Below are 19,819 nucleotides of genomic sequence, written 5' to 3' on the forward strand. Positions count from 1 at the left end.
TGATCACTACGCTGTGTAGTAGCCCCGCAACCCGATGTTCTCGATCACCAGAATTTGAGGTTCTGTTTGACTGATTCACGCTTCATCTCCTGGATTTCTTCTGTGATCGGGATGTCCTTTGGACAGACGGCTGTACACGAAAATTGCGTATGACACTGCCAGACCCCGTGTTCTTTATCGAGTAGATCCAACCGATGTTCCTTCGCGTCTTCCTCTTCGCGTTCGTCCATATAGAACCGATACCCCTTGACAATGGCAGCGGGGCCGATGTACTCGTCGTCGAACTGTGAGGGATTACACGACGACGTACAACAGCCACACTGAATACACCGTGAGGCCATCTTGATCTTCTCTCGGTTCTCGGGAGATTGATGCTGTTCTTCGAGTTCACCGTCTGGGAGATCCTCGGGCTGAAAATATGGTTCAACGGATTCCATCCGCTCAAAGAAGTGGTCCATATCCACTACCAAGTCCTTGATTACTGGTTCGTGAGGGAGCGGTTCGACGCGAACTGGCTCATCGAGATCGGAGATTTGCGTTTGACAGCCGAGTCGTTGGCTCCCGTTGATGAATAGTCCGTCACTTCCACACACCGCCATCCGGCACGAGTGACGGAATGTGAGACTAGAGTCGAAGTGGTCACGAGCGTAGATGAGTGCGTCCAAGACTGTTATCCCCTTTTCGTAGGGAACATGGAAGTCATCGAATCGGGGTTCTTGTTTGGTTTCGACTTCAGGGTCGTACCGGAAGACCTTCAGGAGAGTTGTCTCCTCATCGGCGGGAGACTGTGCTTCAGCGGCCGCTTGTGCCCCCCGCTCTTTTGCTTGCTCGTCTTTCTTATCGAGACGTTGCTGCTGTGGTGAAGAGCCAGTGTCGGATTTCTCTTCTGTCTCTGAGGATGTTTGTTGGGAGCTCATATTCGTGGGTAAAGTACTGAAATTCGCTTAGGAGGGTAGCGGAGTTCCATGTGAAAAGGTAAGGGGAGACCACCGAAATAGCTGTCCCCGAGGACGCACACGAAACTGCCTCATAGACCGATCATATGCTTCGTAACCCGGAACGTCGAAACCCGGTTGGAGTCTTGGGTTTATCAGATGCTGGAGGAACCGCCCACCGTTACATCGTATTCGACGGGTTGGGGAGAGCAGTAACACATATACCCGCTCTGCACCCAACACTATACGTAGTGTCCACTTCCCGCGAAACCGACGAACGGCGCTGGCGGTAGTTAGCGTCCGGAAGTGGACAGTATCACGGAGCACGGCTAGTCGTTCTCACCTAGCTGGCTCAACCGCGATGCTCACTCACTTTCTCGATTGTATCGCCATCATAATGACCTCTAGACGCACACCAAAAAATGACAGAAAGAAACGAATTCACCGTTACGCCCTACAGCGTCGACGGAGAGATCGACTACGAGAAACTCCTTGAACAGTTTGGGGCTGATACGCTCACAGACGACCAGATCACAGCCTTCCCCGACCCAGTCCATCCGCTAGTTCATCGAAATGTATTCTACGCAGAACGCGACATAGATAGGTTCCTCTCCGCTGTTAACGCAGGAAAACCTCATTCTATTGTTACGGGTCGGGGCCCTTCAGGGCCGATGCATATCGGTCACGTCGTCCCGTTCTACTTTGCCAAGCACCTGCAAGAGCAGACAAACGCTCTCGTCTACATTCCAGTATCCGACGACGAGAAATACTTCCTGAAAGACATGTCCCTCGAAGCAATCGGCGATCACACTCGTGAGAACTTATTCGATCTGCTCGCAATAGGCTTCGATCCAGATCGGACGCGTATCGTCGTGGATACAGCGGATGGAGACGTGGTATATCCCCTCGCAACCGCATTCGCAAAGGCGGTGACCCAATCGACTGTCGAGGCGACGTACGGAGAACCTGCGAACATCGGCCTGTCATTCTATCCCGCGGTGCAGGCGACACACCTCCTCTTGCCGCAACTCGTCGAGGGACGTCATCCAACGCTCGTTCCGATCGCAGTCGATCAGGACCCCCACATTCGCATCTGTCGGGACATCGCGGATAAAAAGCGATACGACGTCGATAAACCGAGCGCGTTGCTCTCGAAATTCCTCCCGAGCCTCGCGGGGCCAGGCAAAATGAGCTCTTCGGATGACGCTCCCAGTATTCTTCTCTCTGACGACAGAGAAACCGTGTTCGATAAGATCCGGGCCCACGCATATTCCGGTGGTCAGTCCACCATCGACGAACATCGAGATCAGGGTGGAGATCCCAAGAGAGACACGTCGTTCCAGTTTCTCTCGTATTTCTTCGAAGCGGATGACGAGCGGCTGGAACGACTCGCCCGGGAGTATCGTGATGGATCGTTGTTGAGCGGTGAACTCAAGGAAATCGCAGCAGAAAACATAGCCGACTTCCTCGAACGCCATCAAGAACGACGAAGACAATTAGGGTCACTCGCAGATGAGTTACCGGCGTACCGATTGACCGATGCTGAGCGAAAGCGGGCTCGCCATCGAGCCGGGTTTTTAGATGATGGACTGTTGTGCCGGTAGCTATATCCATCTGTACGGCGCGATTTGCGGTGGTTGCTTGAGATTGAGGTTCACCGACCTAGTCGTAGAGTCGAACTTGCAGCGTACTATTTTCAAGAGCATATTTAGAATACCATCCCCGGCGTGACGGCGTTCGAACTGTTATGGGTCTGGACGGCACGCCGGCCGGTCGACTCATGATGGTGGATGGATAGATGACATTCGTGGGCACTCTCGTTAACGGAGGGACACGATCTCGTCCGATCCACACTCGGAGACTGCATCTGGGACAAAGAAGAGACGAACAACCTGGTCGTGGTCTTCTAATCGATTTTCATTTTACGACTCAATACCGCCGATCCGGGCTCATGTGGATCCCGTTTCAGCCGGTCCAAGTACTCCCCATGTCATCGCTGATGTTCTCCAGCCAATCTTCGAACCTCGCCTTACAGGTTTCGGCTGTCTCGATGTGTTCCATGAATCCAGCGCCACCATCCCGTAAATTCTCGCCACAGAACGCACAGAGATCTGGATTGGCCCAGTCATCGGAATCCCGGGGTGGATGTGAATCGTCAGAAGCCATATCGGTGATTACGGTCTCTGGGTGGATAACACTGGTTGTGAACTATCCACTGATGGTTCCCTCTGACATTTTCCCGTCTGTATTGATATGCTAAATATATGGGCCGAATTAAATAGTCCCTGATGTGATAACTTTTTTCTTGTTTCCCTTAATATCCGCACTAATTGCAGTTCTACTCTGGTTCTCAAGGGACCTGTTTATTCGTCGACTTCCGTTTTTATAACGACTGTCGGTCGAGTGGTAAGCCTGAGAACGCGCTCTGTTACACTTCCGAGTAGCGCCCGGTATTCCGCTGGTCGATGTTTCGTCCCGAGGACAATCATATCGACATCGTTGCGATCTCCATAATCGAGGATCGTTTCAACCGGGTGGCCGTGCTTGAGCGCTTCCCTGGTTTCCACGTCGAAATCCATCGCACTCGACCGGACCTGCTCAATTGTTTCTTTACCGAGTTCTTCGAGTCCGTGTTCTGGTCCTTCTGCTTCGTTTACGTACTCATCTCCGCTGTAGGCCGCGTAGATGCTCTCATCGACGACAAAGAGTATATGTAGGTTGGCAGCGTGTTCCTTTGCAAGTTCGATTGCGTGCCTTTCGGCGTTCTGCGATGAGACGGTTCCATCAGTGGCGAGCAGAATACGGTCGTACATTCTGTCTGGAATTTGTCCCGTTACCCAATAAGACTACCTCGCGATTCCCACGTGTTGCAATCGCTTTTCCACGAAGATGTCGAGAAACATCCCCCAACCGTTTCCGAGAGTAGATTCTGTTCATCCGTTCATTTCCGAGCGATCGGGGGAAGGAAGTATAATCCAAATCGGCAGACCGCGTGCGAGCCTACGTTCACTTCGATGAGGAGGACACCACTTGCATCACGCTTCGACGATTCTCTGTCGGGGTGTCGTTTCCACTCCCATTCGATTGGATGCTCAGTCCCAGTAGTAGTATTCGCCGCTCGATTTTTGTTTCCGGTCGAGTTGACTGCTTGGCTTATTCACTCGAGGCCTGCCGGTTCGTTCGTCTCGTCGAAACGTGATCCCGAGGCAGATAGAAACGCGTTCATGCCATTCCGCATCGATTGTGGAGAATTTGCATAGCCGCTCTGACTCGGCTCACCCTCGAAGACGATCAACCGATCGGCAACCCGATCGACGACGAAGAGGTCGTGACCCACGACGAGCACGGGTCGATTCGTTCGTTTGCTGAACTGGTGAATCCGATCAGCGAATACCACTCGACGGTTCACGTCAAGGAACGCCGAGGGTTCGTCCAAGAGACATCGTACTGTGGACGACGACGTCGGATCCCCGTTCGAGCGACCGCTGGAAGTACGGCGTCGCGAACGTGTTATCGACGACGTACGTCGCGTCTGCCGCCGTCGCAATCTCGCCCACGGCGGCGAGATCACAGAGCCGGAGCAACGGGCTCGTCGGCGACTACATCCACACCAAGGCGGTTTCGTCGGTGATTGCTGCGTCGACGGTGTCTACGTCGGTCGCGTCGACGGTGTCTACGTCGGTCGCGTCGACATACTCGACGGTGGCGCCCAGCGAATCGACGAGCAGGTCCTCGAAGAGTAAGCGCGTGCCACCGTAGATGCCGTCGAAGGCGACCACGTGGTCGCCCGCTTCGACGACCGACAGGCAGGTCGCTGCAATCGCAGCGGTCCCAGAGGAACAGGCGATAGCGCGTTCGACACCGCAGAGTTCGGTGAGTTTCTCCTCGAGGATATCACGTGTGGGATTACCGAACCGACTGTACTTGTATCCGTGTTCCGGTTCCCAGGACTGTGCATCTCGTGCGTGGTTGAGAGGTGAATCGGTGGGACGACATCACCGGTGTCGCCGACACCGGTGCCGGCCCGATCGAACCGGGTAGCTAGAGTTTCGAGGTGGTACTTCGAATCGGCCATATGAGTACTCGAATCCACCGGTCGCTCGTCCAAAAACAGTCCGGAGTTTGTGTACTCCAGATCTGGAGAGGGATGCCGTATGTTCTCCGGAACGTAGTAGGTGCCACTATGGAATCGCGCAAACGGTGAGTTGGTTGGGAGTAGTCTTTGGTATTGATGAAAGACGATGACGGCGCTGTATCCCTCCCTACTCGCTCCCTCCGGTCGCTCGTTGAGGAAGGGACCTTAGCGCCTACGGTTAGGTAAGGGGTAATCCGATACAGCCGATGCACGACGGTCTTATCCGAGGTGCGTCTGCGTCCACTGTACCGCGCGGCGGACCAACCCAACGCTCACAACTGCCCACGCTCCGAATGCGATAAACACGAACACTCGCGGAACGACGTGAAGTATTCCGATCCCTACTTCGCTCGCGAGGCGGGATGTACTCACTGTGTACATCCCCAGCGGGAAGACCATCCCCCAGTATCGCGGGCCGTACCCCTCTGGTCGATGGGGCAGTGCGATTCCGCCGACGGTGTGCCGCCAGACGCCGAGCGCGACGAGCAATGGGATCCACCACGTGGCCGTCGCCCAGAAGAAGAATGTGAACCCGAGGAGGAACGGGCGTATCTCGGTGATGAATGGCCACGACGGTCCGAGTTGGAGGAGCAACGCGCCCGCCAGCGTTGTGATTGCGACGGCACCCATGTTGATCCAGTACGGCGGCGTCGCGGACGATGGTCGAAACGCGAAAAACGTCATCCGGTAGAACACCAGTGTGAAGAACACCAGGTAGAATCCACCGCCGATCAGGTACAGGACGAGTGCCACTAGGCCGACGCTCTCGAGCACCGACGGATATTGTGGAGCGAGTAACGCGGTGAGCACGGCCACGGACTGTGTTGCGACCACGGCGAGAAACCAGCCGCCGTCGAGCGTCTCTTCGATGGGATCGTCGACGTCCCGGATCGTCAATCCCACGAACACGGTGTACGTGAGAACGAACCAGAGACCGCCGGCGAACACCAGTAACGCCGTCGCGGCCAGAACCGCCTGCTCGAAGACGACGAATTGACTCCCAAGGATGCAGGTCGCTGCGACGGCAGTGAACGACCCCACTGCCCGGTCCGGCGAGACGAGGTCGTGAAGCGTCGATCCGAGGGCGCGGCCGATCCGTGCCACCGTGAGGACACCGATACCGACGTACGCGACAGTGTTGACCACGAACAGCAACCGGCCGATCCGCTCGAATCCAGTGAGGGACGCACCGATGGAGACGATTCCGGTCGCCATGACCAGCGCGAAGTAGAGCGGATCCCAATACTCGAGAAACTTGAGTACATTGCCAGCGCGGCCGGCACTGCCGACCGGCAACTCACCAGGTTCGTCAGGGTCTTGGTCGGTGGTCATCGAACGCTTAGATCGCCCGATGCCGTCGCGAAAGCAGAGACAGCATCGTCGTTTCAGATGTCGGCGCTGTTGGGGTAGTAGTGGAGGACATCGTCACGCCACCCGCCGTAGCCCTTGCCGATGTCGTCGAAGTCTTCGACGAACTCGATGCGAGTGACCCACTTGGACATCTTGTAGCCGAGCTGACTCTCGATACGGAGCCGGTAGGGGGCGCCGTGGGCCACGGGGAGATCGCCATCGTTCATCTCGTAGGCGAGGATCGAACGCGGCTCCTGGGCCTTGTCCATCCGGATGGCCTCGTAATAGAACTCTGGAATGTCGTCCTCCACCCCCTTCTCTTCGAAGGGTCCGTCCTCGGAATACTCCCACTTCTCGTCGAGCGTCCAGAAGACGAGCCACTCCGCGTCCTCGTGGGGCTCACACCGGTCCATGATGGTCGACAGTGGGATGCCACCCCACTTGGCATAATACGTCCAACCCTGGATACAGTCGTGACGGGTGATGTGTTCTTGTTTGTCCATCTCCCGTATCTCGTCGTTGGTCAGCTCGAGTTTGTTTTCGACGAGGCCATCGACCATGATCGTCCAGTCCTCGAAGTCGTTCTCGAAGTGGGCGCGGTACTCGTCGTTTCGCGGCGGCTTGCCGTTGACTCGCGCGAAGTCCGACTCCTCGGGCCGATCGTCGCCGTCGTAGAACGAGACGTGGTGGAACAGCCCTTTCAACAGCGGGTCAACGCCGATTTCGAGGAGGTTCTGAGTGAAATACGGTCGTTTCAGGGAGATCCACGTAGCGAGAGCGGCAAACCCGAAGACGATTGCGACGCCCAACACGGTGAGTGCGATCGTCAAATCAGTAGACGCATTTGCGCTCCCGAGAACGATCTTCCCCATCTCGGACCAGAATCCGTGGGCCGCGACGAGGGCGACGTGGACGAACAGAAAGACGTTGAACGCGATGAAACCGATGAAGTGGATGCTCCGGTTGAGTTGTCGGTTCCACCCGAACCACTCCGGCCAATGTGCCCGAAAGGCCGGTGCCTGAAGGAGACCGGTGACGATCATTACTGGCGATAGGATAAAGATGACGCTGAAGTACGTGAGCTGTTGGAGGGCGTTGTATCCCGCAGCGTGGGGGATCTGAAGTTGTGCGTACGATATAAGCGCATTCCACGCCTGTGGGAAAATTTCGAACGACGTCGGTACGAATCGCGTCCACTCGCCCGATATAAGTAGCGCTCCGACGTAGAGAACACCGCAGATCGTCCACCCGATCGCACCCCAGAAGTGCCAATGGCGGCCCATCCCGATGGCGTCGCGACCGGGCAGCGAGATGAGCGCCGACGGCGGGTCAATCTCGTCCTCGGCCGCCCAGAGGTCTTCGCCGTCGATGACCTCCTTGTCGAAGTCAGTGTCCCGCTCCTCATCGCCAACTCGAAGCCACGCATCGCTCGGTTCCGCGTCGTCGCTCCAGTAGAGTTTAGGGTGGCTCATGAGAATCTCATAACCGCTTCGGAATAACAGAATGATGAAGAAGAAGTTAAACCAGTGCGTGATTCGGAGCCACCACGGATACTCGAGGCCACTTGCCATGATCCGGTAATCGGCTGTGAATCACATAAGAGTGGGCCCTCGTCGGTCGGGAGCGGTCGTCCAGTGACCGCGCTCTGGTGTCGAGATGGCGCACCCGACTGAACATCTCGGGAATCGTCCGGTTCCCGAGGGGTCTGTACGGACCGTGAGAGACGAGATGGCACTGGGAACTCGAACTGACTGCCCACGGCGACCGCTTCTTCCTAATGCGGTTCCGTACGAACGTGGCTCTTCCATTGGGAAAACAGCTGTTTGACATCCTCCCCGCCCTGAAGGGCGAGGATTCCTTCGTGGGACAGCAGGCCGTCCCTACATCCCCGAAGGCACCCTGACCAGATCACGAGGGTCTGGCTGTGGTTTGTGAGTAGTGCGTCGGGCCTCGAAAGAGGCGTGGTATGCTTGGATATCCGCTTGCACCTCACAGGCCGTGCCATCGACCCGACTCAACCACGAGGGTCGAGTAGCCATCCGACGCAGGGTTGCTTTTTGTTGACGGAGACCCCAACCCAACTCCAATTTTCATCTGATATGCTTACGATACGCAATGCTGTCGGTCTACTTATAGTCGTGGTTAGCGTCCCTGTTGTCGGATTCATCCCCACGCTAAAGCACGGGGCTTTCTCCTCGTACTTCCGTAACTTGAGAGCGTTTGGAAGATTGCATTCCACGTACAGGTCGTGGAAACGTGATCGAAAACAACGCTATCGAGGTCCTCGTACGAATTCCACTATGAGCAGTTCCACACCGGATACCGACACGTACCTCATCGAAACGAAGCCGGGAACCGAGTCGTACGTCGATTCGACGCTCGAAAAGTACTACGGAGACCTGTTCACCGAGGTATCGATCGTCCCCGCGTCCGCTTCCGACGGCACGCCGGGGACCATCCTGATCGATTCGAACTACGAACTGCCGTTGGATGCAATCCGTCGGATCAACGACGTTGAACGTGTCGTCCGAGTCGAGCATTGTATATCGGACGTCAGCGGAGAGGAGCTCAAGGCGATCGAAAGTCTGTGTGCGAACGCGGCGACATCACTACCCGACGGTGGGAGCATCGAACTGCGAGTACGGATTGCTCGCGAACCTGATCACGCGATCACAGCGTCCGAGATCGAACGAGCATGTCGAAGGATGATCCGCGACACCGTGCGCGACGTGACGATCGGCGAGAAACCGGCGGACCACGAACTCAAGGTTATCAGGATTGACGACTGGGTTGGCATCGCGATCACTGACTCGTAGCTCCGCTTCGTTCGTCGCTCCGAAGACCCGTGGCGCTACAGCAGATTGGCGAGTACCCGCTCGAGATCGGCGACGAGATCGTCACTACTTTCGATCCCAACGGGAATGCGAACCAGCGACTCTGAAATCCCGGCCGCCTCGCGCTCCGCTTGAGAAAGATACGACGCCGACATCGTCGCCGGATGGTCGACGAGCGATTCGGTGCCGCCGAGGCTCACGGCGAGGGTGAACACCTCGAGCTCCTCGAGGACAGCTCGCGTTTCGGCTCCCGAAGCGTCGAGTTCGAACGAGACGATCCCACCGAACCCGTCCATCTGCGCCTCGGCGAGGGCGTGTTGTGGATGTGCCTCGAGTCCGGGATAGCGGACGCGACGGACGGCCGGGTGATCGGACAGGAACTCGGCGATGTGGTATGCGTTCGCCTCGTGTCGGTCCATCCGAAGCGGAAGCGTCCGTAGCCCACGGAGCGTGAGATAACAGTCAAACGGCGACAGTGTTCCGCCGAGATCGTACGCTCGGACGTGATCGATCTCGCTTTCGATCACATCGTCGTTCGTGAGGACGACGCCGCCCATCGAGTCACTGTGGCCGTTAATGTATTTCGTCGTGCTATGAACGACGACATCGGCACCGAACTCGAGCGGTCGCTGGAGGTACGGCGTCGAAAACGTATTGTCGACGACGAAGGAGGCGTCCACAGCTGCAGCAAGTTCACCGATCACGGCGAGATCACAGAGTCGGAGTAGTGGATTCGTCGGCGACTCCATCCAGACGAGCGCAGTGTCGTCGGCAATGGCGTTGGCGACCGCTTCAGTATCCGTCGCGTCCACGTACTCGACGGTCGCTCCGATCGAATCTACGACGAGATCCTCGAAGAGGAGCCGCGTCCCACCATATATGCCGTCGAACGCGACGACGTGATCGCCGGGCTTGAGGACCGCGAGACATGTTGTCGCTATCGCTGCGGTTCCGGATGCACAGGCAGTCGCGTGCTCCGCGCCGGCAAGTTTCGCAAGTCGACTCTCGAGGACGTCTCGAGTCGGGTTGCCAAATCGCGTGTACTTGTACCCGTGATCGGAGACCCCCGGCTGATCCATCTCGTGCGTGGTTGTGAGATGGATCGGTGCGACGACGTCCCCGGTCTCCGCCGCGCCGGAACCGTCCTCGTCGAATCGAGTGACGAGGGTTTCGAATCCGTAGTCGTTTTCGGACATACTGGTATGTCACCGTCCAACCGAACGCACAAGGGCGGATCGGTCTCGGTACCGCTGCGATGAGTCGATTGTCGAACGGTACGTCGACATCAGCATAATTCAAGGAACAAACGTGTTCGACAGCCCACTTTTGAGAGTCGAACCCGTAGTCGTTCGTGTTCGGACGCCGAGACGGTGACCCGTACTGACGATCCCGTCGGGACGACACGCGTACTCGGCTACGAGGTAAGTCACGTATGCCCACAATTCGATCCCTCTCAGAACTGGAGGCCACACCACACGCGAACGTCTTCCCCACCGAGGAGCCAAAAACGATCCGGCTGAAACTCGCTGCAGACGAGGCGGCCGAACCCCACTCACACCCGGGTCGTGACATCGTCTTCCACCTACTTGAGGGCGAGATCAAACTGGAACCCGATGGTGACACCTACAAAGTTACCGCAGGCGACATCGCCCGTTTTGACGGCGACCAAGACATCGCACCGCACGCCCTCGAGCCGAGTACCGCACTCATCGTGCTGGCACAGCAGGAGTCGGCATAGCTCTCCTTCGAGCGGGCGAAACGGGTCGATGGCAAGGCACCACGGTTCGCCCCGTCGGTCGCACGGAACACCACCCAGTATACGCCAGCACACAGAGACGAGATTTCCAACCACACCATGACGAATCCGACCGACATCCAAGAGCAAGCGTACGTCGCGGTCATCGATCAGGACGAAGTGACCGACGAGATCAGAGACATCGCGGTCAAATACGACCCACTCAATCGCTCGGGGCGCGAGGGGTTTCACGTCACCGACGACGGGGAGTTACACATCGACGACGACGTCGTAATGCGCGAACACAAGCTCATCGAAAAGAAAATCCCCAACGACGCGATTCGGATCGTGCCGCTCCCCGCCGAAACCGGCCAGCTCGTTCACCAGTACGGCGATAACGGGTTCCGACTCTACGAACTTCCGATGCCCGAGGACGGAGCCGTGATCGGCCTGCTTGGACGCAATGGGATCGGGAAGAGTACGGCGTTACGGATCCTTGCTGGAGAGACGATCCCAAACTTTGGGCACGAGGACGACCCCGACTGGGACCGCGCGATCGACACGTTTCGCGGTACGACACTTCAAACACACCTCGAGCGACTCCGCAGCGAAGACGTAACGACAGCGACCAAACACCAGCGAGTCGAGGCACCCGTAGACGAGGCGACTGCAGACGAGACGGTCCGAACACGGCTGGCCGCGTACTCGAACGGAGCGAACAGTTCCCGAGACAGGGTGAACGACCTCGTAGACGAACTCGACCTGACGCCGCTTCTCGACCGGGCGATTGGCGATCTCTCGGGCGGTGAACACCAGCGCCTCGCGATCGCGACCACGCTGGCGACCGACGCTGACCTTTACCTGTTCGACGAACCGTCGTCGTTCCTGGACGTCGAACGACGACTGAGCGTCGCCCAAACGATCCGCGACCGGATCACTGAGGCAGGGGCCGCGGCGGTAGTCGTCGAACACGACCTGGCGACCCTCGACCTTCTCGCCGACGGGATCCACGTCGCCTACGGGGAACCGGGAGATTTCGGTGTCGTTGCCCAACGTCTCGGATCCCGCGAGGGTATCAACCAGTTCCTCAAGGGACAGCTTCGACAGGAAAACGTCCGGATCAGAGATAAGTCGATCACATTCCCGGGGCCACGGGAGCGGTCGGTCCCCGAGACGAAGGCAGTCCTCGAGTATCCGGACCTCGAGGTCAGCTTCGAGGAGTTCTCGCTGACCGTCGAGGCCGGCGCCGTCCACGAGGGCGAATCGATCGGGATCGTCGGGGCGAACGCCCTCGGAAAGACGACGTTCGCGAAACTACTCGCGGGAGGCATCGAACCCGACGATGGGACCGTCCCCGACCACGCGACTGTCTCGTACAAACCGCAGTACATCGTTCCGGACGACGAGACGGTTCGAGAACGGTTCGTGCGGGTTACCGACGTCAGTTCGCAGGCGTTCGAGACGCGGATCGCAAAGCCGTTCGACCTCGAGACGCTGTTCGATCGCCCGCTTTCGGAGCTCTCCGGCGGCGAACTCCAGCGGGTCGCGGTGGCACTGTGTCTCGCCCGCGAGGCCGACATCTACCTTCTGGACGAGCCGTCGGCGTTTCTCGACGTCGACCGCCGCGTAGCTGTTGCCGACCAGCTCCGTCGGTTCGCCCGCCAACGCGACCGGCCACTGCTCGTGATCGACCACGACCTCTTCCTGATCAATCGCGTGTCGGATCGACTGGTCGTTTTCGACGGCGAGTCCGGGACGTACGGGGAGGCAACCGCGCCACAACCCATGCGCGAGGGGATGAACGATTTCCTCTCCTCGCTGGACGTGACGTTCCGCCGCGACGAGCAAACCGGCCGGCCTCGGGTCAACAAACCGGGTAGTCAGCTCGACCGAAAACAGAAGCGCAATGGGGAGTACTACTACACCATGTGAATTTCGTACCCCTCGTCGACTAACTCTGCCACGTCAGGTGCGTGGTCGGTACCTTCGATCTCGAATCCCTCGCTCTCGACGGCTTCTACAACGCCCTTAAACGAAGCACAGTGATCGCAGACCCCCGCGATGAGGTCACGTTCTTTCGCACGGGCGTAGGCATCCAGCGCGGGTTGGGGCCGCTCCTCGAGATCGTCGAACCAGTACGTCGCTTCCCCATCGAAGTACACTTCGACATCGTGGCCGGCATCATCGAGCTGTGCAGCATAGGTCAGCGGGTTGGCAAACTTACCCGGATACTCCGGATGGGACAGGAGTATGAACGCATGTTTCGACATGATCACTATAGGGTACGTGCGTCGGTCAGGTAACGTTTAGTCCAAATATCTTTTCAGTTCAGTTATATGGACTCGGACGTCAGTTGAGAACTAGCGGTCAGATGTGAGTAAACCTGTCGTTAGCATAGAGATATTCGAACGACACTATTTCCGGGTGCGATCAAGGGATCAGACGGTCTCGACGTGAACCTCTGTTACGCCGGGGAAGTTCCATTGCGAGGTGGCTCTGGATTGCCTCATCGTCATCGGCGAGATGCCACACCCTCCTCACGCACCCGGGAGTTGGATCCAGACTGCTCCCGAGTCGGGATCGACGTCCCGGACGGCAGCTTCCCCGCCGTGCATCGCGATCTGGGGAAAGTTTTTGCGCAGAAACGACCGGACGTCGTCATCCACAGTGCGACGAAGTATCTGAACGGCCACAGCGATTCGATAGGGGGTGCTATCCTGACTGATGACGATGAAATAGCAGACTCGGTGCGGCACACGCAGGCTTACGATCTCGGTGGAACGCTTGCTCCGTTCGACTGTTATCTCACGCTCCGCGGGCTACGGACGCTTCCGCTTCGGATGGACCAACACGAAACTAACGCCGCCAAACTCGTGCGGTTCCTCGACGGTCATCCAGCGACGATACAGGTCAATTATCCCGGATTACAGCAGCATCCCCAACACGACCTCGCTCGCGAACAGATGGACGGGTTCGGTGGTATCGTCTCGTTCGAGTTGGACGCGACGGGTGTCGAGACGCAGGCTGTCCTCGAGGAACTCACTACGTTCACGCTTGCCGTGAGTCTCGGGGGGACCGAATCGCTCGTCGACCATCCCGCGACGATGTCTGCATCGTACCTCTCCGACGCGGAGCGAGAGGAAGCCGGAATTCCGGATTCTCTCGTCCGCATTCCCGTCGGTATCGAGCACGTTGACGACCTCCGCGCCGATCTTGGTCGAGCATTTGTACATCTTTAAAGCGGTTTGATTCCAGAATTTTATAGACTACCGAAATTTGCGGATTTCATCATTAGAGCCAGATTCCTTATAGACTCATTCTTCCTCTAAGTATCTTCTTAAAACCGGTCTTCAAATGGATTATAATTTTGTCCGAATTCAATAGGATAGTGGCTGGTTCCTAACCATTGGGAATTTGATCTACATTTATGGTTAAGTCAGCCCTATGCGCTAGGTGACCACACAGCAAATCTCATCCAAAAGCACTTCACATAAATTATGAAAGATCGCCATATAAAGGTAGAACAGAAAGCAACTACGCATGAGATATCTGATCAGTCAGAATCTGCAGAATCAAAGGTAGTATGCCCTGAATGTGATGGACAGGTAATTCAGGATAGCGAACATGGGGAGGCAAGATGTAACAAGTGTGGACTTATTACTGCTGAGGAGATCATTGACCGTGGCCCAGAGTGGCGAGCGTTTGGAGATGAAGAACGTTTAAAGCGTAGTAGAGTTGGTGCACCATCAACCGAACTTCGGCACGATAGTGGACTCAGTACAACGATTGACTGGCGAAATAAGGATGGATATGGAAATCAACTCTCCTCGAAAAGAAAGGAGTTGTTTCGACGGTTAAGGAAATGGGATCAGAGATTTGTCACTAAGAATGCTCAGGAGCGTAACCTCAAGCATGCTTTTGGAGAGATTGATCGGATGGCATCAGCGCTAGGATTTCCACAACCTTGTCGGGAAACTGCTGGTGTTATCTATCGACAAGCTGTTGACCAAGAACTCTTGCCAGGGCGAACAATCGAAGGAATGACAACAGCCAGTTTGTATGCTGCTGCGCGCCAACATGGGACACCACGGACACTAGTTGAGTTTGAGACTGTAAGTCGAGTTGCAAAAGTACGTATTCAACGAGCATACCGCTATATTTCTCAGGAGCTTTCTTTACAACTTAAGCCAGTGGATCCACTCCAATATGTCCCACAATTTGCATCTGAACTTGGCGTGAGTGAGGAAGCAGAGCAGTTAACGCGAAGACTACTTGAAGCGGCAAAATCGGAGTCTTTACACAGCGGCCAAAGTCCAGCAAGTATTACTGCTGCGGCATTATACGCAGCTGCCCAATTAACAAATGAGAAAGTCACACAAGATACAGTGAGTAATGCTACCCATGTGAGTTGCGTAACGATCAGAAACCATTACCCAGAAATACTTGATGCATACGAAAACTACAGTTGAATCAGTTTTCATTCCCCAGGCATAGATGAGAGAGCAATCGATTTTGAACAATGTCGAGCGAATTCTCCATAGAACCTCAGATTTCTCCCAAGCAACTGGTTACGTTTACTCCAGACTATATGTCCATACCAATGCTTACGGGGGGTAGCGTGTTGGCAGTGACACTGATAGATAACCGCGATACTTGAAAGGAGGATGCCTCCTATGACGGACGGTTGTTTCAGGGAATCAATTGTGTGCCGTCATGTCAGAAATCGCGATCGCATCGACAGGACAGACTCATGCAGCCATTTTTGCATCCATCTCTTCGTCGTTGGTGACTTCCCGTCCGTACAAATCCGACTCTATTTCATCGCTTTCGAGAAGGGGAGCCTTTCCCGCGTCTCGATCCTCGATAAATGCTTCCCACTCTTTGACACAGTTGAAAATCCCAGTACAGGTTGCTTGATCGAATTCAACCTGCATTGTAATCTCTCTTCATAATTTGTCAAGGCAGTATATTGAAACTGCATCTATGTAGTCGCTGATCAGAATGTGGTTGTATGTTCAGAGACATAGTACATATCACTCGATTTTTAGTACTCGATTACAGTCAGGACACTCCTCATCAACGATTGTTACCTGTGCATCACATTCTGGACAATACTCTCTGTAACAGGTTCGTTCACCCATACACTATGAGTACGGTGCTATCATCAAAAAGCTCCCGTCCAAACCTGTTTTAGTCGCGACCAAAGTTTACTAGAGTGGCATTCTTTGTTCACGTATGGCCGACGGCCTAGCATTCCCATGGTGGCTTCGGATCACTCACTGGTTCAACTTCTTTTTCATCATTCTGTTGTTCCGGAATGGATACGAGATCCTGATGAGTCATCCGAAACTTTACTGGAACGACGACGCCGAACCCGGCGATGAGTGGATCCGTGTCGGTGATGAGGAACGGACAACCGACTTCGACAAGGAGGTCATCGACGGAGAGAACCTCTGGGCCGCTGAAGACGAAATTGACCTTCCATCCGCCCTTATCTCTCTCCCCGGCCGAGACGCGGTCGGCATGGGACGGCACTGGCATTTCTGGGGTGCGCTTGGCTGGACCGTCTGTGGACTCCTCTATGCTGGTGCCCTCTTTGTATCAGGAGAGTGAACACGATTCGTCCCGGTGACCCTTGAAATCTTCCCATAAGCTTGGAACGACCTGCTCACATACGCACAGCTACAGATCTCCCACGCCAACGGCTACAACGCACTGCAGCAACTCACGTACTTCAGCGTCATTTTTATACTGTCGCCAGTGATGATTCTTACCGGAATTTTCCAAGCACCCGCCTTCCGGGCGCACTCCCCTGATTGGTTCGGGACCACCGACAGTTCAACCGAAGTCTCCACTCCCTCGTGGCCGCACACGGGTTCTGGTCGAAGATGGGGAAGATTGTTCTTGGGAGTTCGACAGCCTCGACAGAACTGACCATGGCTCTCACCCTCATAGGTGTCGTTATCGTCTTCGGTTTCGCAGGGTTCGCAACGTGGATATCCCTCAAGCGGCCCTATTTTACACAGAATTCACTTGAGGTCGGCGTCGATCCGTTGCTGAAAGGACTCTTTCACCAAGTTTCATTCGTCGACGGCGACGACAGGGAGATTAAGTCCGACTTCGCACGGGTCAACGGAAAACCGCCGCGCAATGACGAGTACCGCTACTACTACGAGAACGGGTTCGAAGACTGGACCGTGACCGTTGATGGCCTTGTTGAGAACGAACTTGAGTTGACGAATGAGGAGATCCGTGAGATGGACCAGCGGGAGAACATCACCCGTCACGACTGTATCCAAGGATGGACCTACTACGCCAAGTGGGGCGGCGTCCCGCTGTCGGAGATCATAGACCGATTTAATCCCCACGAGGATGCCGAATGGCTTGTCTTCTGGACGCTCGACGAGAAGTGGGAGTACTCCGCAGATGGTCCGTTTGAGGTTGATCCTGCGGTTCCGGAATTCTACTACGAGGCGATTCGGCTCACTAAAGCCCGCGAACCACGATCGATCCTGTCCCGTTTCGACGTGATAAGGTTACCGAGCAAGCAACAACGCAAGAGACTATGGTCTGTCAGATCGCAAAGCAGTTCAAAGGGACGAAGACGTAATCTACCAGCCGCAATCGTCCAGACTCAGCCTCAATAGCCTGGTAATCACCTGTCTGGAGAGTGCCGCCGCTCCTGCGGCGGCGCTCTCACGGCGTTATCAGATGATTCACCCGTACACGGGAAGCGACTTGTTCCAGCGTGTACGAATGAGACGGACTGCTTCCGGCACGCCACCCCGAAGTGGGTGGCAGTGCCGGAACCACTCGATCAACACGTAACCAATCAGCGTACAGAACAACTCGAACAACACGCCGTTTACCGATTGTGAATGGAAGTTCTCGATGTTCGTATACTGCTTTAGCTCACGAAACAGAATCTCGATTAACGTCCGAAGCGTGTAGATGTTCATCACGTCCACAGGATCGTACTTCTCCGGAGATAGCGTCGTTAGATACGCTATCTCCTCTCCGTCCACGTCCTCAAATACGATCCGCCGAAACGTTTCGCCAGTCTCGGCCAGTTCAATCAAGTCGTCGCGTACGTGTCGTGTCCCTGCTTCGTCAGTGATGTCGATGTCCTGGATTCGCTCCAGGACATCGACCCGAGAATCTGACTGCAACAAACACACGAAGTCCTCTTCACGCTCTTTCAGCGCACAGAAACGGTCATAGTCGAGATAGCCACGGTCGAACACGTGAATTGGCGAGTCGAGGTCTGTGAAGACCTCGACATCGCCTTGGAGATGGTCGAACTGAGTTGGTTCGCGTGTTTCGCCCGCTGTGACAGACACGCCAAGAGGCTGCTTGGCGTGTCCGTCCACACGTGCAGCGAAGTTGAATTTGAGGCCACGGTCACCTGGCTTAATCTCATCAATGGCTTCGCTGTCATGCAGTTCACTTGGAACAGCGACCGACCTGGTGAGAGCGAGATTTGTTCCGTCGAGAGCGACAACTGCTCGATCGAGCCATTCGAGCCGCTTGCGCTGAACACTGCGTTGGTGATACAGCTGGGGCGAATGGAGTAGCTCGAAGAAGAGACGAACGACCGCGTGGTAGTCGCGGTCGTTCGTTCGCCGGGAGAACGTTGATGCAGCCATTTCCTCGAGCTGATCATGTGTGGCTGTTTTCTCGGCAAGTTCAGCGAGCGAGTCAGACGGATTGATGCCCTCGAAGACGCCGACCTTGAGATGGTTCTCAAAGTCGTGCTTGGTCGTGTAGGTGCCGATATCGAACTGCTCGGCGATGAACTCGCTGTCGACTTCGTCGAGCAGCGAGTAAAATTCGCTTGCAGTCGTGGCTGACTGACAACTCCCTCCGCTGAGATTCTGGTCAGAAGAACGCTGTGTCAGGGTATGAACCGTTTCGGTCATCAGGCCGAACATGACGGCCTGACATCGGATTTAAATACTCGAAACGGGACAGGATCGATCCTCGCTTACGAAATGAACGGTGAGGATCTGTCGGTCACCCACGGTGCCCCCTATCGGCTGCGCATCGAAAACCAACTCGGTTATAAAATGGCCAAGTGGGTTACCCGCATCGAATTCGTCGAGGACTTCGAGGACATTGGGAAAGGCAAGGGTGGCTGGCGCGACGATGTCTTTCATTACTATCCCAGTAATACAGACATCTAACCACTGGTTTCGATCAGTACGGCAGTCTGGCCGCCGTCTCGACGAGTTTTCTTGAAGGTTTCCATGACCGTCTCCTGGCGGATGGTGCCGTGGATATCAAATATATAACGTCTATAGTCCAGTCAAACCTGCCACGACCATTTATCAAAATTCCTGATGAGGAAATTTACGGTATAGAACTCCATGATGGAAATATTAGAATCTTCGAGAATGCTTCGACAGGTGTCGCTACAGGAACGATCAATTCGCTCCTGAAGACGATAGTTTCCATCTTCCAAATATCATATTCAATTTGACGAGAAGTGTAACCGTCAATGTCGTATGCTAAGATGTGATCAAAGAACAATGTGACAATGCACTGCCTCCATGCAAGCGACTTGGTAATTGCTATCCCTCGAGGCGTTATTTCGATACCAGTGTATTTCTCGTACTCAAGGAAAGAGTCACCGGCTAACTCCCCCTAACATCTCAGACACGCTTGTAGGACTCATGTCTAGTCGCTCAGTGGGTTCGCCGGTTCTAATCTGTTTCTTACCTCGAGAGGTAAGCCAGTAGAGGTTAAAACGGTACCATTCCTTGTTCAAACTGTTGGAAGGATATAGTATAAATTCTCTAGTAAGATCAATAATTGTGATTCTGGAAAGTAT

At 55.4% G+C, this 19,819-nt stretch carries 18 protein-coding genes and 3 pseudogenes; 9 read left to right on the forward strand and 12 right to left on the reverse strand.

Translation table 11 applies throughout. From position 1 onward, the window contains the following. Nucleotides 1-44: 44 nt before the first annotated feature. Nucleotides 45-917 (reverse strand): succinate dehydrogenase/fumarate reductase iron-sulfur subunit, encoded by an 873-nt coding sequence (locus HYG81_RS38465; RefSeq protein WP_226777881.1) that lies wholly within the window; start codon nt 915-917, stop codon nt 45-47. A gap of 440 nt (nt 918-1,357) precedes the next feature. On the opposite strand from HYG81_RS38465, the gene HYG81_RS38470 reads away from it, so the two are divergent. After that, nucleotides 1,358-2,539: a tryptophan--tRNA ligase gene (locus HYG81_RS38470; RefSeq protein WP_226777882.1), complete on the forward strand. Its 1,182-nt coding sequence runs from the start codon at nt 1,358-1,360 to the stop codon at nt 2,537-2,539. Nucleotides 2,540-2,900: 361 nt separating this feature from the next. Here the strand turns inward: HYG81_RS38470 and HYG81_RS38475 are convergent, their stop codons facing one another. The 6 genes and pseudogenes from HYG81_RS38475 to HYG81_RS38500 all read right to left on the reverse strand — a co-directional run bounded on the left by HYG81_RS38475 (nt 2,901) and on the right by HYG81_RS38500 (nt 7,991). Next, nucleotides 2,901-3,101 (reverse strand): DUF7501 family protein, encoded by a 201-nt coding sequence (locus tag HYG81_RS38475; RefSeq protein WP_226042922.1) that lies wholly within the window; start codon nt 3,099-3,101, stop codon nt 2,901-2,903. Between the two features lie 197 nt (nt 3,102-3,298). After that, complete coding sequence (locus tag HYG81_RS38480) at nt 3,299-3,748, reverse strand: universal stress protein (RefSeq protein WP_226777883.1); 450 nt, start codon at nt 3,746-3,748, stop codon at nt 3,299-3,301. Between the two features lie 279 nt (nt 3,749-4,027). Then, a pseudogene (locus HYG81_RS45845) lies at nt 4,028-4,248 on the reverse strand (ribosome biogenesis/translation initiation ATPase RLI); the annotation flags it as partial. A 97-nt stretch (nt 4,249-4,345) separates the two neighbouring features. Next, nucleotides 4,346-4,828 (reverse strand): annotated as a pseudogene (locus HYG81_RS38490) (PLP-dependent transferase). Between the two features lie 461 nt (nt 4,829-5,289). Continuing rightward, nucleotides 5,290-6,402, reverse strand: coding sequence for a tellurite resistance/C4-dicarboxylate transporter family protein (locus tag HYG81_RS38495; protein WP_226777884.1), 1,113 nt, complete (start codon nt 6,400-6,402; stop codon nt 5,290-5,292). 53 nt (nt 6,403-6,455) lie between these two features. Beyond that, complete coding sequence (locus tag HYG81_RS38500; RefSeq protein ID WP_226777885.1) at nt 6,456-7,991, reverse strand: molybdopterin-dependent oxidoreductase; 1,536 nt, start codon at nt 7,989-7,991, stop codon at nt 6,456-6,458. 729 nt (nt 7,992-8,720) lie between these two features. On the opposite strand from HYG81_RS38500, the gene HYG81_RS38505 reads away from it, so the two are divergent. Next, nucleotides 8,721-9,236 (forward strand): hypothetical protein, encoded by a 516-nt coding sequence (locus HYG81_RS38505; RefSeq protein WP_226777886.1) that lies wholly within the window; start codon nt 8,721-8,723, stop codon nt 9,234-9,236. A gap of 35 nt (nt 9,237-9,271) precedes the next feature. Here the strand turns inward: HYG81_RS38505 and HYG81_RS38510 are convergent, their stop codons facing one another. Beyond that, nucleotides 9,272-10,450, reverse strand: a complete 1,179-nt coding sequence (locus tag HYG81_RS38510) for a trans-sulfuration enzyme family protein (protein WP_226777887.1) — start codon at nt 10,448-10,450, stop codon at nt 9,272-9,274. 236 nt (nt 10,451-10,686) lie between these two features. Here HYG81_RS38510 and HYG81_RS38515 point away from each other — a divergent pair, with 236 nt between their 5' ends. Both HYG81_RS38515 and HYG81_RS38520 read left to right on the forward strand, forming a co-directional pair. Continuing rightward, on the forward strand, nt 10,687-10,992 hold the full coding sequence (locus HYG81_RS38515; RefSeq protein WP_226777888.1) for a cupin domain-containing protein: 306 nt from the start codon (nt 10,687-10,689) through the stop codon (nt 10,990-10,992). Nucleotides 10,993-11,109: 117 nt separating this feature from the next. Continuing rightward, nucleotides 11,110-12,921, forward strand: coding sequence for a ribosome biogenesis/translation initiation ATPase RLI (locus HYG81_RS38520; protein ID WP_226777889.1), 1,812 nt, complete (start codon nt 11,110-11,112; stop codon nt 12,919-12,921). On the opposite strand, the gene HYG81_RS38525 is transcribed toward HYG81_RS38520, so the two are convergent. Together HYG81_RS38525 and HYG81_RS45480 are read right to left on the reverse strand one after the other, a co-directional pair. Further along, the gene (locus tag HYG81_RS38525; RefSeq protein WP_226777890.1) at nt 12,909-13,259 is read right to left on the reverse strand and encodes a DsrE family protein; all 351 of its coding nucleotides are present in this window, start codon (nt 13,257-13,259) and stop codon (nt 12,909-12,911) included. The two genes, HYG81_RS38520 and HYG81_RS38525, sit on opposite strands and share 13 nt — an antisense overlap. Nucleotides 13,260-13,526: 267 nt before the next feature. Beyond that, nucleotides 13,527-13,655: a hypothetical protein gene (locus HYG81_RS45480; protein ID WP_255647777.1), complete on the reverse strand. Its 129-nt coding sequence runs from the start codon at nt 13,653-13,655 to the stop codon at nt 13,527-13,529. Here HYG81_RS45480 and HYG81_RS38530 point away from each other — a divergent pair. Together HYG81_RS38530 and HYG81_RS38535 are read left to right on the forward strand one after the other, a co-directional pair. Beyond that, a complete protein-coding gene (locus HYG81_RS38530; RefSeq protein ID WP_226777957.1) occupies nt 13,599-14,228 on the forward strand; it encodes a trans-sulfuration enzyme family protein in 630 nt (209 codons plus the stop codon). The genes HYG81_RS45480 and HYG81_RS38530 overlap by 57 nt on opposite strands. Nucleotides 14,229-14,486: 258 nt before the next feature. Beyond that, nucleotides 14,487-15,458, forward strand: a complete 972-nt coding sequence (locus HYG81_RS38535) for a transcription initiation factor IIB (RefSeq protein WP_226777891.1) — start codon at nt 14,487-14,489, stop codon at nt 15,456-15,458. A gap of 279 nt (nt 15,459-15,737) precedes the next feature. Here the strand turns inward: HYG81_RS38535 and HYG81_RS38540 are convergent, their stop codons facing one another. Beyond that, nucleotides 15,738-15,923, reverse strand: coding sequence for a ferredoxin (locus HYG81_RS38540; protein WP_226777892.1), 186 nt, complete (start codon nt 15,921-15,923; stop codon nt 15,738-15,740). A gap of 301 nt (nt 15,924-16,224) precedes the next feature. Between HYG81_RS38540 and HYG81_RS38545 the strand changes: the two genes are divergently transcribed. Beyond that, nucleotides 16,225-16,602 carry a cytochrome b/b6 domain-containing protein gene (locus HYG81_RS38545; RefSeq protein ID WP_226777893.1) on the forward strand — a complete coding sequence of 126 codons (378 nt, stop codon included), beginning with the start codon at nt 16,225-16,227 and terminating at the stop codon, nt 16,600-16,602. 248 nt (nt 16,603-16,850) lie between these two features. Continuing rightward, complete coding sequence (locus tag HYG81_RS38550) at nt 16,851-17,636, forward strand: molybdopterin-dependent oxidoreductase (RefSeq protein WP_226777894.1); 786 nt, start codon at nt 16,851-16,853, stop codon at nt 17,634-17,636. Nucleotides 17,637-17,705: 69 nt separating this feature from the next. Here HYG81_RS38550 and HYG81_RS38555 read toward each other — a convergent pair whose 3' ends face one another. Beyond that, a complete protein-coding gene (locus HYG81_RS38555; protein ID WP_226777895.1) occupies nt 17,706-18,908 on the reverse strand; it encodes an IS4 family transposase in 1,203 nt (400 codons plus the stop codon). A gap of 57 nt (nt 18,909-18,965) precedes the next feature. Here HYG81_RS38555 and HYG81_RS38560 point away from each other — a divergent pair. Beyond that, nucleotides 18,966-19,172: pseudogene (locus HYG81_RS38560) on the forward strand (molybdopterin-dependent oxidoreductase); the annotation flags it as partial. Nucleotides 19,173-19,819: the final 647 nt, after the last annotated feature.

Source organism: Natrinema zhouii (genome assembly GCF_013456555.2).
Taxonomy (GTDB): Archaea; Halobacteriota; Halobacteria; order Halobacteriales; family Natrialbaceae; genus Natrinema; species Natrinema zhouii.